The 14,896-nt window shown below is 50.3% G+C and carries 14 protein-coding genes and 1 pseudogene; 6 read left to right on the forward strand and 9 right to left on the reverse strand.

From position 1 onward, the window contains the following. Positions 1-9 precede the first annotated feature (9 nt). From AAGQ96_RS13540 to AAGQ96_RS13560, 5 genes are read right to left on the reverse strand one after another with little or no spacing between them, the layout of a single operon-like run. Positions 10-1,161: a branched-chain amino acid ABC transporter substrate-binding protein gene (locus tag AAGQ96_RS13540; RefSeq protein ID WP_342753822.1), complete on the reverse strand. Its 1,152-nt coding sequence runs from the start codon at positions 1,159-1,161 to the stop codon at positions 10-12. Between the two features lie 23 nt (positions 1,162-1,184). Then, positions 1,185-1,907 carry an ABC transporter ATP-binding protein gene (locus tag AAGQ96_RS13545; RefSeq protein ID WP_147198721.1) on the reverse strand — a complete coding sequence of 241 codons (723 nt, stop codon included), beginning with the start codon at positions 1,905-1,907 and terminating at the stop codon, positions 1,185-1,187. Beyond that, complete coding sequence (locus tag AAGQ96_RS13550) at positions 1,900-2,667, reverse strand: ABC transporter ATP-binding protein (protein ID WP_147198722.1); 768 nt, start codon at positions 2,665-2,667, stop codon at positions 1,900-1,902. The genes AAGQ96_RS13545 and AAGQ96_RS13550 overlap by 8 nt, the downstream gene beginning before the upstream one ends. Further along, complete coding sequence (locus tag AAGQ96_RS13555; protein ID WP_147198723.1) at positions 2,664-3,767, reverse strand: ABC transporter ATP-binding protein; 1,104 nt, start codon at positions 3,765-3,767, stop codon at positions 2,664-2,666. Before AAGQ96_RS13555 ends, AAGQ96_RS13550 begins: the two co-directional genes overlap by 4 nt. 10 nt (positions 3,768-3,777) lie before the next feature. Next, positions 3,778-4,728, reverse strand: coding sequence for a branched-chain amino acid ABC transporter permease (locus AAGQ96_RS13560; protein WP_147198724.1), 951 nt, complete (start codon positions 4,726-4,728; stop codon positions 3,778-3,780). A gap of 169 nt (positions 4,729-4,897) precedes the next feature. Between AAGQ96_RS13560 and AAGQ96_RS13565 the strand changes: the two genes are divergently transcribed. The 3 genes and pseudogenes from AAGQ96_RS13565 (at position 4,898) to AAGQ96_RS13575 (ending at position 6,989) form a co-directional block, all read left to right on the forward strand. Continuing rightward, a complete protein-coding gene (locus tag AAGQ96_RS13565) occupies positions 4,898-5,857 on the forward strand; it encodes a LysR substrate-binding domain-containing protein (RefSeq protein ID WP_147198725.1) in 960 nt (319 codons plus the stop codon). 248 nt (positions 5,858-6,105) lie between these two features. Then, positions 6,106-6,414 (forward strand): annotated as a pseudogene (locus AAGQ96_RS13570) (IS3 family transposase); the annotation flags it as partial. A 92-nt stretch (positions 6,415-6,506) separates the two neighbouring features. Then, positions 6,507-6,989, forward strand: coding sequence for a transposase (locus AAGQ96_RS13575; RefSeq protein WP_342753823.1), 483 nt, complete (start codon positions 6,507-6,509; stop codon positions 6,987-6,989). Between the two features lie 696 nt (positions 6,990-7,685). On the opposite strand, the gene AAGQ96_RS13580 is transcribed toward AAGQ96_RS13575, so the two are convergent. Further along, positions 7,686-8,168 (reverse strand): cold shock domain-containing protein, encoded by a 483-nt coding sequence (locus AAGQ96_RS13580; protein WP_147198727.1) that lies wholly within the window; start codon positions 8,166-8,168, stop codon positions 7,686-7,688. A gap of 194 nt (positions 8,169-8,362) precedes the next feature. Here AAGQ96_RS13580 and AAGQ96_RS13585 point away from each other — a divergent pair, with 194 nt between their 5' ends. Then, the gene (locus AAGQ96_RS13585; protein ID WP_147198728.1) at positions 8,363-9,061 is read left to right on the forward strand and encodes an RluA family pseudouridine synthase; all 699 of its coding nucleotides are present in this window, start codon (positions 8,363-8,365) and stop codon (positions 9,059-9,061) included. Here the strand turns inward: AAGQ96_RS13585 and AAGQ96_RS13590 are convergent, their stop codons facing one another. The 3 genes from AAGQ96_RS13590 to AAGQ96_RS13600 form a co-directional block, all read right to left on the reverse strand. Further along, complete coding sequence (locus AAGQ96_RS13590) at positions 9,062-9,601, reverse strand: DUF2058 domain-containing protein (RefSeq protein WP_342753824.1); 540 nt, start codon at positions 9,599-9,601, stop codon at positions 9,062-9,064. Between the two features lie 60 nt (positions 9,602-9,661). Continuing rightward, positions 9,662-10,234 carry an NlpC/P60 family protein gene (locus AAGQ96_RS13595; protein WP_342753825.1) on the reverse strand — a complete coding sequence of 191 codons (573 nt, stop codon included), beginning with the start codon at positions 10,232-10,234 and terminating at the stop codon, positions 9,662-9,664. A 112-nt stretch (positions 10,235-10,346) separates the two neighbouring features. Next, the gene (locus AAGQ96_RS13600; RefSeq protein ID WP_342753826.1) at positions 10,347-12,146 is read right to left on the reverse strand and encodes a DNA/RNA non-specific endonuclease; all 1,800 of its coding nucleotides are present in this window, start codon (positions 12,144-12,146) and stop codon (positions 10,347-10,349) included. A 471-nt stretch (positions 12,147-12,617) separates the two neighbouring features. Here AAGQ96_RS13600 and AAGQ96_RS13605 point away from each other — a divergent pair, with 471 nt between their 5' ends. Further along, positions 12,618-13,595 carry a DUF1852 domain-containing protein gene (locus AAGQ96_RS13605; protein ID WP_147198734.1) on the forward strand — a complete coding sequence of 326 codons (978 nt, stop codon included), beginning with the start codon at positions 12,618-12,620 and terminating at the stop codon, positions 13,593-13,595. Between the two features lie 30 nt (positions 13,596-13,625). Continuing rightward, positions 13,626-14,657: a methionine synthase gene (locus AAGQ96_RS13610; RefSeq protein WP_147198735.1), complete on the forward strand. Its 1,032-nt coding sequence runs from the start codon at positions 13,626-13,628 to the stop codon at positions 14,655-14,657. Positions 14,658-14,896 lie beyond the last annotated feature (239 nt).

A 14,896-nucleotide genomic window follows, 5' to 3' on the forward strand; every position in this document is an offset into this window, starting at 1 on the left:
GTTCTCCCGTTACTTCGCAGCACCACCCACGACGGTCTGTGGCTGCCATTTACCGTTCACGACTTTGTAAACAGTGAAGGATGGATTTTTGAGGTTGCCTTGCGCATCAAAGGCTATTTGTCCGCTCACGCCGGAATAATTGATGTTACGCAGTACCGGCAGGTATTGGCTTGCATCCGCAGAATTGGCCTTTTCAATCGCAGCAATCAACACGCGTGTAGCGTCGTAGGCAAATGGCGCATGCAGTTCAATGTGAGTGTGATAGCGAGACTGGTAAGCTTGCTCAAAGGCTTTACCACCCGGCATTTGATCTACCGGTAAGCCTGGTTCCAGCGCAACAACACCGTCCCCTTCTTTTTGCGCCAGTGTCAGGAAGGTCTGACTAACAAACCCACCCGCACCCATTAATGTTGCGTTCATGCCAAGCTGTTTAATGCGGCGCGCCAGCGGTGCGGCTTGGCTGTCAACGCCTCCGAAAAACACCAGGTCAGCATTTTTGCTACGAATAGCTGTAAGTACTGCACTGAAGTCTACAGTTTTATCGTCCACATACTGGCGGTCAACGATTTTGACGCCCTGCGATTCCAGCGATTTGATGAACTCATCCGCCAGCCCTTGGCCAAAAGCAGTGCGATCGTCGATGACTGCAATACGCTTCGCTTTTAGCGTTTTAACTGCATACTGACCTGCATAGTTACCGCCATCATCATCATGACCCATGACGCGGAAGCTGGTATCAAAGCCTTGCTGCGTGTAGGCGTGCCCTGTGGCGACCGGAGCCACCTGCGCGATGCCAGCATCATGATAAATCCGCGCGGCAGGGATACTGGTTCCTGTATTCCAGTGTCCCACCACCCCGGCCACACCGCTGTCAACTAAGCGCTGTGCAACGGCAACCGCAACACGTGGATCAGACTGATCATCTTCCGACTGCAATTTGAAGGTCACAGCTTTGCCACCCACGGTCGGGTGCGCTTTATTGGCATCATCGATCGCCAGTTGAGCACCGTTCTCCAAATCCTTGCCGATACGCGCTGAAGGTCCCGTGAGTGGGCCCGCCAGACCGATCAGGATGGTTTCGTCAGCATGTACAGGCACTGAAGCAGCCATACCCGCCAGAAGCAGTGCAGTGCTGATGGTACTCATTTTGATTTTTTTCATAGTGTTCCCTGATGTTGGTGAAGTTAAATGGGCAATTCGCCCAGGTAAATTTGTTGAATACGATCGTCGTTCAGCAACGCATCCGAGCGCCCCTGATAGGGTATGGTTCCACTGTCCATCACCCAAGCGTGGTCGGTGGCTTGCAGCGCCAGCCGCGCGTTTTGCTCGATCAGCAGTAATGTGATGCCAGTGGTACGCAGAGAGTGGATAACCTCGAAGATGCGCTCCACCATGATGGGCGCCAGCCCCATGGAGGGTTCGTCCAGGATGAGTAATTTCGGATTGCTGAGCAGTGCTCGGGCAATCGCTAAAAGCTGCTGTTCCCCACCGGAAAGCAGCCCAGCCAGCTGCTGTTTTCGTTCAGCAAGGCGAGGAAACTGTTCCATTAGCTGCGCAATGTGGTGGCGAACATGGGTGCGGTCACGGCGGTGCCAGGCTCCCATTTGCAGATTCTCCAGCACTGTCATGCGCGTAAAAATTCCGCGTCCTTCCGGTACCAGCACAATGCCTTTTTGGACCAACTCATTGGGATGCAAACCTTTGATGGATTGCCCCTGCCAGAAAATCTCGCCGGAGTAAGGCTGCAAACCGCAGATAGCGCGTACGGTGGAGCTTTTACCTGCGCCGTTCGCGCCGATAAGCGTGCCCCGCTCTCCCGGCTGCAAACTTATATTGATGCTTCGTACGGCCTGTATGCCGCCGTAATGCACGCTAAGATCCTTGATCTGTAACGCAGGCTCAGACATGTGCATGGCCTCCCAGATAAGCTTTGATCACCGCAGGATGGCGACGCACCGTCTCTGGATGGCCAGATGCAATCACTTTGCCGTAGTCCAGTACCGAGATGTGATCGCACAATCCCATCATCAATTTCACATCGTGCTCAATAATCAGCAGCGTTTTACCATCGTCCCGAATGCGGCGCAGCAAACCACCTAGCGCGACTTTTTCTGCCGCATTCATGCCCGCTGCGGGTTCATCCAGCGCCAGCAGTTTGGGATCCGATGCCAACGCCCTGGCGATTTCCAACCGGCGCTGATGGCCGTAAGCCAGGTCGCAAGCGCGATAGTGGGCAAACTGAGCAATACCGGTGTATTCAAGCCACTGCCATGCCAGTGTTTCGGTCTCACGCTCTTCAGCACGCGCGCGGCGATGGCGGGAGAGAGCGGCCCACAAACCGTTACGTGTCCGGACATGCCTGCCGATCATCACGTTTTCCAGCACACTCATCTCGTTGAATAAACGCAGATTCTGAAAAGTACGCGCGATACCCGCTTGCGTGACTTTTTCTATTCTTTGCGGGGTATAGGGTTTTCCCGCAAGGTCAAATTCGCCACTGTCAGCTCGGTATAACCCGGTGATGAGATTAAAACAGGTGGTTTTGCCAGCACCATTCGGCCCAATTAGCCCATAAATGTCGCCCGCCTTAACGTTCAGGCTGACATCATCAACCGCTTTAATACCGCCAAAGTTTTTATGCAAATGACGCACGCTCAGCAGATTCATGATGCCACCCCCGGATGACGCACCGGCCAAAGGCCATGAGGCCTGAACAGCATCACCAGTACCAGCGCCAGGCCATAAAACAGCTGACGTAAAATTTCCGGTTCAATGATCACGCTACCAAACAGTGCCTGCTGCAATGGAATCGCCTGGCTTCTCAGTACTTCGGGCAATGCAGAGAGCAACACTGCACCAAGAATGACGCCCGGCACATGCCCAATTCCGCCCAAGACCACCATGGCGAGAACCACGATTGACTCGTTCAACGTAAACGACTCCGGTGAGACAAACCCCTGGAAAGACGCGAACATCACCCCGGCTACGCCACCGAATGACGCCCCAAGCGCAAATGCCAGCAGCTTGAAGTTACGGACGTTGATACCCATGGCACGCGCCACATCCTCATCTTCACGAATTGCGTGCCAGGCGCGGCCAATGCGCGAATGTTGCAACCGTAAACAGATAAAGATGATGACCGCGATGAGCAGCGCGAAAAGGTAATACCATAAATAGAGTGCCGGAATTTTTTGGCCCAGCAGGTGGTAAGTGCCACTGAATTTCAGGCCAAACAGATTCAGGGAATCAATACCTGAAATGCCTTTTGCACCATTCGTGATATTGACCGGACGATCGAGGTTACGCATCAAAATACGGATGATTTCACCAAACCCCAGTGTGACGATCGCCAGATAGTCACCACGTAATCCCAGCGTGGGTGCGCCCAGCAGAATGCCGCAGATACCCGCAACAAAAGCGCCTAACGGCACCAGCCACAAATAGGAGGTATGCATGCCATGGGAGAACATGGGCTGCAAGGCGGGAAAGGCATCCAGAAGATGCGGTGACGCCAGAAGCGCCGCGAGATAGGCACCCACGGCATAAAAGGCAATAAACCCCATATCCAGCAGGCCCGTAAAGCCCACAACAATATTCAACCCTAATGCCAACATGATGTAGAGCAGAGTAAAATCAATCACCCTGACCCAGTAATTACCACCCGTGGCAGATGCAAGCCAAGGCGCAATGAGCATGCCCACGATCAGTAATAACAGGCCTGAATTGAGGCGGCGTTTGGGTACATTTTCAAATGAAATAGCGCTCATAGTCTTATCCTCAGGCACGCTGTGCCACGCGTTCGCCTAACAACCCTGCTGGTCGGAACACCAACACCAGAATTAAGACAATGAAAGCAAAAACATCCTGATAATTACTGCCAAAGACGCCATGCGTTAGCTCTCCCAGATAGCCCGCGCCCAGCGATTCAATAATACCCAGCAGTACTCCGCCCACCATGGCACCACGAATATTGCCAATCCCGCCCAGAACCGCAGCAGTAAAGGCTTTGATTCCCGGTAAGAATCCCATCGAGAATCCGGCATTGCCGTAGTTACTTGCCATCATGACTCCTGCCAGAGCGGCGAAAACACCCCCGATGGCAAAGGTCAACGTGATGATGCGGTTTGGGTTGACGCCCATCAGGCTGGCTACGCGAGGGTTTTCAGCAACGGCACGCATACCGCGCCCCAGCCGAGTAAACTCCACCAGCAACCACAACCCTGCCATGGCGCTCAAGGCCAGCAGGAAGGTGACAATACCGGTAACAGTAATAATGGCAGGGGGATGCTGTGCATCACCGGCGGTGATCGCTATCGGATCCATCGATAAAACTTGCGGGAACATCAGCGGATTGCGGCTCCAGATGATCATCGCGCAGGTCTGGAGCAGGACAGAAAGGCCAATACCACTGATCAACGGTGCCAGGCGCGGAGCATTGCGCAAGCGGCGGTAAGCAAAGCGCTCAATGCCCATTGCTAGTAGCGCGCAAACACCCATTGACAGCAGAGTGGCAATCGTTAGTACGACCAGTGCATTTAAGTGTGGGAAATGTTGAGTAAGCAACTGCATCCCAGACAGGGTAGTCAGTGCCCCAGTCATCAAAATGTCGCCGTGTGCAAAATTAATGATGCGCAAAATTCCGTACACCATGGTGTATCCGAGCGCTATCAGGCCATAAATGCTGCCAAGCATCAGGCCATTAATCAGTTGTTGTATAAATGTATCCACAGTAGTTATCCGGAATTAGCGGTTGCGCGCTTAACATCCGATAATTGAGCAAAATTGTAAAATACGTATATATTCTTACTTATGGCAAAATGAATTACCTATAACCATATGATTTAAGTTAACTTATTTTCAACCAGAGAGTTTCCACCGCTGAGAAATAGTGGTTTATATGAGAAAAACAGAACAATCAATCGATGATGATTTCGCATCACATACAGAGTTTTCGGATGATCCACCTTTACGCGCTGTACGCGTGTTCGAAGCCATCGCGCGTTTAGGTAGCTTGAGTGCAGCGGCGCAAGAGCTAAATATCTCGCCTTCTGCGGTGAGCCATCAGCTTCGTGTGTTGGAAAACTTTTTGCAGCTGCCGCTAACCGATCGCCAAGGCCGCCGGCTGGTTCTTAGTTCGTCGGGCAGGGAATATTACCGCTCCATTCGTTCTGCATTTTCGGTACTCCGACAAGCGACAGGGCATATCATGGAGCAAAATCCCTCACGCAAAGTGACTATCAGCCTGATTCCCCTTTTTGGCATGAGTTGGTTTATTCCCAGGCTGCCTAAATTCTCGAATATCCATTCGCAAATTGAAATTAACGTGGTGTATGCCAATCACCGTAATTATCACAGCGATGCCTCTGACCTTTCTATTCGCTTCGGTACCGGACAATGGGCGGGATACAATGCAGAAAAGCTGATCTCCGGGAAAATGGTGCCAGTTGCCAGCAAGGATTTTTTACGCACACATGGCTATATCGATACTCCTGAAATCCTGGCACAAACAAAAAAAGTGCATGATGAGGAGAGGAATGCATGGCAGCAGTGGTTCAACAGTCTCGATATCACGCATTTCAGGAAAGAGGGTCCCATCTTTGAAGATGGGTTGCTGACGTTGGCTGCGGTGCGCGCCGGTCTGGGATGTGGCCTGTTGAGGGAGCCGATGATCGCCCCTTTTCTTGCATCAGGCGAACTGGTGAAGCTTTTCGACCACGAAATCGATGATGGCAGGGACTATTATTTATGTACTCGACAGAATATGGATCTGTCTGAAGACAGTCGATTGCTGCAGAGATGGTTGTACGGTGAAGCAAAGGGCTCAGAGATGAATCAAATCATAATAAACGCTAAATAACTCACAGGTTGTCAGCGCAGCTGACAAGATTATACCTACATACACGATGCATTATATGATGATCAACCTAGGTGTGACATGGATTCTATAAGCCTCGAAACGTTGGTGAAATCAAGTCAACCGCGCCATCGGTAATGGCAGCCTCTCTTGACCGGCTTCCCATTGATTAACACACCGCAAGGTTAGCAATATCTTCATCCGTCACATGAGTACATCCTCATGAAGAATCCTTTTCCGACGATAATGTCATCAATATTGTCCGCGAGGCCGAACCCGGGGTTACGGCCCTGAAACTCTGCCGCAAGCATGCTATTTCAGCTGGCTCTGGGCCGAAAGTTCTGACGACTGACCAGTAGCGGGAAGCCGTGGAGGTTACGGGTCTGTCGCAATGTCGTGCCTGCAGACTGGCAGGTCTGTCCCTTTAAACCTGCCATTATTCTGCTCTGCGTCCGGTTGCTGACGCGCAGCTGTCTCTAAGCATCACCGAGTTTGCACCTGAAGGCCGCCGCTTTGGTTACCGGCTCATCTGGCAGTTATTGCGTCGGAAGGGCCTTCATGGGTTGTTCTTCCACCTGGAAAAAATAGTGTTTTTGAACGTGCAGTTCTCGAGTCATCCCCTTCACTGGAAACAGTCAAAGCTGCAGTTATTATGTTACTTGATACCTGGGAACATCTTTCCGGGCAAAGAAGAAAGTTTAACTACATCTTGGAAAAACTAGCCCGAAAAGATCCAGTTTGCCAAATATTGCAATCTGTTCCGGGAGTGGGTGTTCTGACAGCATTAAGTTTTAAAACGTCAATTGACGACCCTTTTCGCTTCAGACGTGTAAGCGATGCCGGAGCCTTCCTCGAATTAACACCCAAAAAGTACCAATCCGGCGAGGTTGACAGAAATGGGGGGATCTCAAAGCAGGGAAACCGAATGACACGCACGCTTCTCTACGAAGCAGCATCATGCCTTTTAACCCGTTACGGCACTGATACAAGCCTGGCAATATGGGCAAATGAGCTCCGACACAGAATGGGCTATAAGAAGGTTATTGTTGCATTGGCAAGGAAACTGGCAACATTGATGTTGAGTATGTGGAAGTCAGAAACTTTTTATAATGAACGCCTTAACGCGGTAAATTAATAAGCGAAAAGTCATGATCAATCAGAGTGAGCTCGTCTTTAAATTCAATTCCGGGACACGCTTTGCAGGGTAAAAGCCTTGCGAGAATCACATAGGAATGAAGACGATGTCTTGCAACATGTTGTAGCATCAACAGATGACTACGAAGACGACAAAGACCCCATCTGACCCTGATATTGACTGATTAGACAACAAGCGGGTATACCGCATTTATAACCTTAACGGCTGGGGTGTAAAACGCAGGCGACGCCGTAAGGGTCTGCCGACTGATTGCAGCTGACATGAAGCCGGTTATGCCTGGATCATATTCGGGGGCAGGGTCAACAACCCGATATTACAAACTGACGTTGTTATCTACTACTTGGGGCGTCAGTGACAATAGTAGCGATCACCAAATGCACGAGGCCGCACACATCAGTTTGTAGAACCTGCTTCGATTGGTGGTCATTCTGGTGGTCTTGACAGGGAGAGCTTTCAGCATTAGCTTACTTATTAGCCAGTTACTGGCAAAGGCGATCCCAGTCAGAGGAGCCAAATTAGAAAAGCCCGCTTAAGGAAACTTAAGCGGGCTTTTTGCTTTTACTAAAATCAGTACCAGCAGCAGCTGTGGTGCGGTAGAAGTCCCCCGCAAGCTACTCAGTACCGAAATCCTGCTTAATATCACAGGATTTCGGCACGGGTTCAGCCTGACTGATTTCAGACCTTGAGCAGTTTTACCGTGGCATCCACGTCTATCTCATCTTCCGAAAAGATGAGCGTCCCGCCCTGGAAGGTGGTGATCGCCAGTTTTTTTAGCGTGCGCATTTCATCTGGCTTCGCGGCTGTTTTCGGCTTGATGCTGTTCATCAGTACGCCAACAGAGAGCACCGTATTTTCTTTATCAATACGGGTATTGGCAGGGACTTCTTCGCTGTAAACCAGGTAAGATTTGATCGCCGTGAGCTTAAGGCGCTCGCCCGCGATATAGATATATTTGCTTTCCGGCAGGACTTTTACCGCATAGGCCGACAAACCCTTGTTGTTGGTCGTGGGTTCGAACGTCACCGCCGCATCTTTTTTAATCAGATCAGGGTTGGCGACCTTAATCACATGAAAATAACGGTTGTCACCGTTCTCATCTTTGATAAATCCAAAACCTTTTTCTTTAAACCAGGTTGTGATCGTTCCGTTCATCGCCATTACCGCCTACTTAATCGTTTATCTACTGAGTTTTTTGCAGCGCGCAGTGTAAATCACAATGCCTGCGCAGACTACGTCTTTGCTTTAAGTCTGGACGATAAATTTCAGCTCTGCGAGAGAGTCACGGCCAGCCGGATTCGTCAGTCGGCTGAAAATCCGTTATCATCCGCTCCCCTTCTTCATCCGGTAGCCTGATGTCTGCGATTTTCGATAGCTTTATTGCCCCGCCGTGCCATGACCAGATAGAGATGCTCTGGCAGGATGAGCACCTGGCTTTGATCAATAAACCGGCCGGGTTGCTCAGCCTTTCGGGAAAAAATCCGCAAAACCTTGATTCGGTACATCATCGGCTGGTGCAGCTGTTTCCCGGCTGCACCCTCGTTCACCGCCTGGATTTTGGCACTTCCGGACTGATGGTAATCGCACGAAATAAAGCGGTTAATGCCGCGCTCTGCCAGCAGTTTAGCCAGCGCGCCGTCACCAAAAGGTACAGCGCATTGCTCTGCGGACATCTCGAAGACAACGAAGGCGTGATCGAGGCGGCGATTGCCAAAGATCCGGCGCTGTTCCCGCTGATGTCGATTTGCGCAATCAACGGCAAGCCCGCGCGTTCGTGCTATCGGGTCATTGAGCGGTTTTATAAGGAGCTGGAGGATGGGACGTTACTGCCGTTGACGCGGGTACAGCTCACCCCGGAGACCGGGCGCACCCATCAGCTACGCATTCACTGCCAGCTGCTGGGCCACCCTATTTTGGGCTGTGACCTGTATGGCGGTCTTCTGTTGCCAGGCACTGCACAGACGCCACGGCTGATGCTGCACGCCAGCGAGCTGGATTTTGTTCATCCCGTTAGCGGAGAGCAAATCAACGGCCGCAGCGTGAGCCCGTTCTGATTACCACATCAAATCATCAGGCACTTTAAAGTCAGCATAGGGATCTTCTTCATCCTGCTCTTCCTGACTCAGCGTGCTGTTTAATACGATGCTGCTTGCGTCACGCTGCGCGATTTTATCGGCCACGCTCGCTGGGATAATCGCGTATTGTTTCTCGCCGCTGTTTTCAGCAACCAAACAGGCAATGGCGAGACGACCGCTAATCAGCTGTGCCTGCGTCGCCTTATCCACAACGATTCTTTTAATTAAATTATTATCGGTGAAGTTAAAATCAATATTGCCTTTTGAAATGACAATTTTGTTCATTTCAATCAGCTGTTTCACCTGAGCTTTGTATTCTTTCGACAAGGCAGCTTGTTTTTGCTGTTCACTCAGCTGCTTATCACGCTCCAGCTGCGCTTTTTTATTCTCTTCCACCGCTTCTCTGGCTTCACGAGCCTGAACCCGTGATTTTTTAGCCGTCCTTTGAATTTTGTCCATTTTTTTGCTGGTCACTAATCCAGCTTTTAGCATCTGCTCTTGTAAGGTGAGTTTTGTCATTTTCGTATCTAAGCCTGTTGAAGAATGCGTGGGATTATACCTGTAAATGGTGAGCAGCCCTTAGTTTTTAGCCAGCACGCGTTTATGTTCTTCATCATAATTGAATGATATCTGTGCGCCATGTTCGTTTGGCAACCTGCGCGCTTCAAGAAAAACAGATTTCCAGTACACGTTATCCAGTGAGGATCGCATCACGCCCTGGCTGGCGGAAGCGTGCAGGAAATAACGTTCGGTATCGTAAAAACCGACGTGCATCTGTCGATTAATACGGAAAAAAACCAGGTCGCCGGGCTGCAAACGATCGGGATCGATACGTTTGCCCATCTGAATTAACTGACTGGTGGTCACGCGTTTCATCGGCAGGTTGAAGCGATCTTTAAGAGTGCGCCAGACAAAGCCAGAGCAGTCCACGCCCGAAAGCTTTGTGCCTCCCCATTCATAGGGCGTGCCTTCCCACGCGTACATTTGGTCATGTAATGCTGCGATGACCGGGATAAGATCCGGCTCGCTGGCCCGATGGGCCGTTTTATCTTTTGCGCGGCTGTCCGCTTCTTCAGGAGTATGGGAGGAACAACCCGCCACAATCATAAGGGCCAACGCCGTTATCGTACGAAAGAGGGTTAAATGATGCATCTTTTGCTTGTTGACTCCTGAATATTAGCCCTGAATAACAGGGAAATAGCGACAAATTTTGGGAAACATCATCGGTTTGTCATTGTTATAAAGCATTCATTTTTACTTAAATTTACAGCAGATCCTGCCACGTCATAATCAGCTTCGCGGGTAGCGGTTGCGCCAGCAGTGCGGCATCCGGCTGCCAGCTGTCCCAGTCACGGAAAGCACTAAAATTAAGGCCGGTCAGGGTTTCCAGCGCGCTGACGGAGACACGGTATTCATCCACATTGGGCACCGTTTCGGGCTGCGCCCGCGGTAACACGCGGCGCGGCTCATCCAGTAGTTTGTCCTGACTGACCAGCAGCGCAGTGGCCTGAGGCTTCCCTTGTGGCCCGGTACGCAGAACGACTTTCCAGAACATCAGCGGCACCTGTAAATCTGCATACTGCCGGCTCCGATCGTTAAGCACCGGGCCGGTAAGAACGCTGATCCGTTTTTTTGACTGCAATACGCCGAATTCAAGAATATAGCGCTCAACGCCCTGCCAGTACTGCACACTTTGATTGAAGCGGAAATGCTGCGGAGAGCAATTGGTAAAGTGAAAGGTGTCTTTGTTGGCGCGAACGGCTTCGGCGGCGCTGCCCCAGGTCGGATCGCTACGACGGGTAAGATGACCGCGATCGAACCAGCGGCTGAACTCGCTGTAAAAAGCCTGTCCGGTCACGTAGCGGCTGTCGATGCGGCTGTCTTCATACCAGCGGTCTCCCTCCGGTAACAACGAAGGCTGCCCGCTGTCGCGATCGATGTTGATGTAGCTGGCCCCATCAATGTTGGTTGCGGTAAAAAAGGCCAGTTTTCGTTCGGCGCTCATTAACAGCGAAAAATGCTGATAGTCGAGCCTGGCTTCAGCGCCTTTGCTACCGTCGCGCAAGGGTGCCACTTCCGCCACACGCGGTGCGATGATAGCGGCAATATCAACAGATGTACCAAGAAAATCGGCCTGAAAGCCATCGCGATTGCGGTAATTTTCATCCGGTGGCGCAGCACTGGCAACAGACCGCAGCGGCGTGGCATCAGAGGTTAACGCCTGCATCAGCTGCGTCTGCATTTCAACAGAAAGCTGCGGCAGTTCGCCTTTCAGCCAGTCGGTTAACGCGCTGAGACGAATGCCTTCGTTAACCCACTTGCCGTTGTCTTCAACGCCACCGTGATGTAGCGCCACCAGCTGCCAGCCGTCATTAAATACGGGTGCGCCGGACGATCCGCCCTCGCTGTCGGCCTCATAATGCAGAAACTGCTCGTGCCGTGCCAGCAACGCGTTGTTGCGCAGCGTGATCTGCTGTGGCGCGCCGCCCGGATGATGAATCAGATTCAGGTTGATACCCAGCGCATGCTTATCGTTGCGATCGTTAAGCGGCAGCGGCAAAGGCGCCTCGCCGCTGCCGTTAACGGCTTCGCCCAGCGCGATCAGCGTGCAGTCATACTCTTCTGTCGGGCTGGTAAGCCAGAAGCGGTCCGCGTCCACCGTATAAAGTCGGCCATCAATGATTTCGCCCGTTTCGCTTTGACGATAGCCGAACTGCACGGTTATGACACCCTGCGCAGGCGGTTCAGGTAATAAATGGTGATTAGTGATAAAGAGGTTGCCATGCGTCAGAAATCCACTGCCCTTCGGCACGCCATCTTCCCTGATCAGCGCCACCGCTCGCGCCGAAGTTATCCCCTGCTGCAAAAAAGAAACCGGCAGCAGATCGTTAGTATCCCCCACGATCACGCTTTGCCGGGTCCGTTGCTGAAAAGCGTAGCGCTGCGCGCGTCGCCGATCCGGTTCTGCCTGCTTTCCCTGTGCAAGCGCTGCGCGCGTCTGTTGTCGTTGCTCTGCGGTTAGCGCCAGTCGTGAAGCGATCAGCGCTGCATTGTGGTTAGTCATTTGCCTCTCCATGATAAAGGTGTGAGGTTCCGTTACGGATTTTTTGTCACTATCTGTTCCCGTTCCAGTACATCATTTCGCTTCGATAAAACCACGTATCGCATCCATAATATGCTCATCAAGTAGCCGTATGGATAAGTGTAGACGCCTCATTCTGTTTGCTCCTTTGTTGGCGTCTGCACAAAGATTCGTCTTTCTTTTTCGGCGAGTCAGGACCGGTGGTAGATTTGCTTTGTATGGAGGGCCGTTTGAAAAGAGCGTGGAAAAAGGGCAACAGCCATACTCCTTGATCCCGATCATGAAAATGGCTCATGTTCGTTGAATTTATATCACTTTCACTTAATCAATGACTTAGGTATAAAATAGACAATATTATTAACCATAAACAACATTAAAAACTCTGAATAAAACCAGAAACTCCGGAAATAAATAAATTCAGTTTTATCTCAGAAATTAGGGTAGCGGATGACGATGAATAAAGACTTTGCATTTACCATTAAGCGTACTTCTCTCGATGAGAATTATAACCCTTCTAAAAACACGCGCATCACGACCAACTTCGCTAACCTGGCCCGGGGCGAGAACCGCCAGGGGAACTTGCGCAACGCCTTAATGATGATTGACAATCGTTTCAATTCCCTGGCGCATTGGGATAATCCCAAAGGCGATCGTTACTCTGTTGAGCTTGAAATCATTTCCGCAGAAATTGATGTTGAAGGCAACGGTAAGACCTTCCCGGTGATTGAAATCTTAAAAACGAATATCGTTGATAAAAAAACCAACGAACGTCTTGAAGGCATTGTCGGCAACAATTTCTCCTCTTACGTACGGGATTATGATTTTAGCGTGTTGCTGCCTGAGCATAATAAAAACAGAGCCGAATTCGTTATTCCTGACAGCTTTGGCGATTTGCACGGTAACATCTTTAAATGCTTCGTAAATTCAAATAACTACAAAGAACAGTTCAGTAAACAGCCGGTTATTTGTCTGAGTGTATCAAGTAAAAATACCTATTACCGTACGGGTAACGAGCATCCGGTGTTGGGCATCGAATATGCGCAGGATGAACCTTCCCTGACCGATCACTATTTCTCTAAAATGGGATTGCAGGCTCGCTATTTTATGCCCGCAAACAGCGTCGCGCCTTTGGCCTTCTATTTTAGCGGCGATTTACTCGGCGATTACACTAATCTTGAGCTTATCAGTACCATCAGCACGATGGAGACATTCCAAAAGATTTACCGGCCTGAGATTTACAATGCTAACTCTGCAGCAGCAAAACACTATCAACCAAAGTTGAACCACCAGGATTATTCTTTAACTCGCATCGTTTATGATCGAGAAGAACGTAGCCAGCTGGCAATCGAACAGGGAAAGTTTACCGAAGAGCAGTTCATCAAACCTTATCACGCTATTCTTGCGCAATGGTCTGCTGATTCCGTTCTTTGATTAACCCAATATACAAGGTCATCTATTATTATGAAAAAGTTATTACCTACGTCGACTGCTGGCAGTTTACCTAAACCTTCCTGGCTTGCTCAACCTGAGACACTCTGGTCTCCCTGGAAACTCCAGGATCAGGAATTAATTGATGGCAAACAAGATGCTCTGCGTTTGTGTCTTGAGGACCAGCTGCGGGCAGGTATTGATATCGTCAGTGATGGCGAGCAAACGCGCCAGCATTTTGTTACGACCTTCATTGAACACCTTGACGGGGTTGATTTCCAGAAGCGTGAAATCGTTAAAATTCGTAACCGCTATGAGGCGAGTGTGCCATCAGTCGTCGGTCCGGTATCACGTCAGAAGCCTGTCTTTGTTGAAGATGCCAAACTCCTGCGTCAGCAGACCGATCGGCCAATTAAATGGGCGCTGCCTGGTCCGATGACGATGATTGATACGCTCTATGACGGCCACTATAAAAGTCGTGAAAAGCTTGCCTGGGAATTCGCTAAAATTCTTAATCAGGAAGCCAAAGAATTAGAAGCTGTGGGCGTTGATATTATCCAGTTCGACGAGCCTGCATTTAATGTGTTCTTTGATGAGGTAAACGACTGGGGCATTGCCGCCTTAGAAAGAGCCATTGAAGGACTGAAGTGTGAAACCGCCGTGCACATTTGTTACGGCTATGGCATTAAAGCCAATACGGACTGGAAAAAGACGTTGGGCTCAGAGTGGCGCCAATATGAAGAAATTTTCCCGAAATTGCAGACATCTAATATCGACATCATCTCACTGGAGTGTCAAAACTCTCATGTTCCCATGGAGCTTATTGAGCTACTCCGTGGCAAGAAAGTGATGGTTGGCGCGATTGACGTGGCAACCAATACCATTGAAACGCCAGAAGAAGTCGCGGCGACTTTACGTAAAGCACTACAGTTTGTCGATGCCGACAAGCTCTATCCTTGCACCAACTGTGGCATGATTCCCCTGTCTCGTCAGGTCGCAACAGGTAAGTTAAATGCCTTGAGTGCAGGCGCAGAAATCGTCAGAAAAGAACTGCTGGCTAAATAACTTCGCCAAATCAGTTCCCTTAATGAAAACTCAGTCCGGGTTGAGCGATATGGATAATCGTCAACTATCTCAGGAATTTCCCGGACTGAGTAATATTTTTTTATATTCAATACGTTACTTCCATCCTGAGTGATTTTCCTGCCCCTTTCGACGCTATTCCACTTCACTATTGCCCGTTGTGCCGGTTACGCGGATCGTGATCAACATACTCTGGACTGCTCATGCGTGGTATTCAGCTG

The sequence above is a fragment of the Pantoea sp. MBD-2R genome (assembly GCF_039134845.1).
GTDB lineage: Bacteria > Pseudomonadota > Gammaproteobacteria > Enterobacterales > Enterobacteriaceae > Erwinia.

What these genes read in the sequence shown, in the direction of transcription:
- AAGQ96_RS13540 (WP_342753822.1), bottom strand. Translation starts at nt 1,161, where the DNA reads ATGAAAAAAATCAAAATGAGTACCATCAGCACTGCACTGCTTCTGGCG.
- AAGQ96_RS13545 (WP_147198721.1), bottom strand. Translation starts at nt 1,907, where the DNA reads ATGTCTGAGCCTGCGTTACAGATCAAGGATCTTAGCGTGCATTACGGC.
- AAGQ96_RS13550 (WP_147198722.1), bottom strand. Translation starts at nt 2,667, where the DNA reads ATGAATCTGCTGAGCGTGCGTCATTTGCATAAAAACTTTGGCGGTATT.
- AAGQ96_RS13555 (WP_147198723.1), bottom strand. Translation starts at nt 3,767, where the DNA reads ATGAGCGCTATTTCATTTGAAAATGTACCCAAACGCCGCCTCAATTCA.
- AAGQ96_RS13565 (WP_147198725.1), top strand. Translation starts at nt 4,898, where the DNA reads ATGAGAAAAACAGAACAATCAATCGATGATGATTTCGCATCACATACA.
- AAGQ96_RS13575 (WP_342753823.1), top strand. Translation starts at nt 6,507, where the DNA reads ATGTTACTTGATACCTGGGAACATCTTTCCGGGCAAAGAAGAAAGTTT.
- AAGQ96_RS13580 (WP_147198727.1), bottom strand. Translation starts at nt 8,168, where the DNA reads ATGGCGATGAACGGAACGATCACAACCTGGTTTAAAGAAAAAGGTTTT.
- AAGQ96_RS13585 (WP_147198728.1), top strand. Translation starts at nt 8,363, where the DNA reads ATGTCTGCGATTTTCGATAGCTTTATTGCCCCGCCGTGCCATGACCAG.
- AAGQ96_RS13590 (WP_342753824.1), bottom strand. Translation starts at nt 9,601, where the DNA reads ATGACAAAACTCACCTTACAAGAGCAGATGCTAAAAGCTGGATTAGTG.
- AAGQ96_RS13595 (WP_342753825.1), bottom strand. Translation starts at nt 10,234, where the DNA reads ATGCATCATTTAACCCTCTTTCGTACGATAACGGCGTTGGCCCTTATG.
- AAGQ96_RS13600 (WP_342753826.1), bottom strand. Translation starts at nt 12,146, where the DNA reads ATGACTAACCACAATGCAGCGCTGATCGCTTCACGACTGGCGCTAACC.
- AAGQ96_RS13605 (WP_147198734.1), top strand. Translation starts at nt 12,618, where the DNA reads ATGAATAAAGACTTTGCATTTACCATTAAGCGTACTTCTCTCGATGAG.
- AAGQ96_RS13610 (WP_147198735.1), top strand. Translation starts at nt 13,626, where the DNA reads ATGAAAAAGTTATTACCTACGTCGACTGCTGGCAGTTTACCTAAACCT.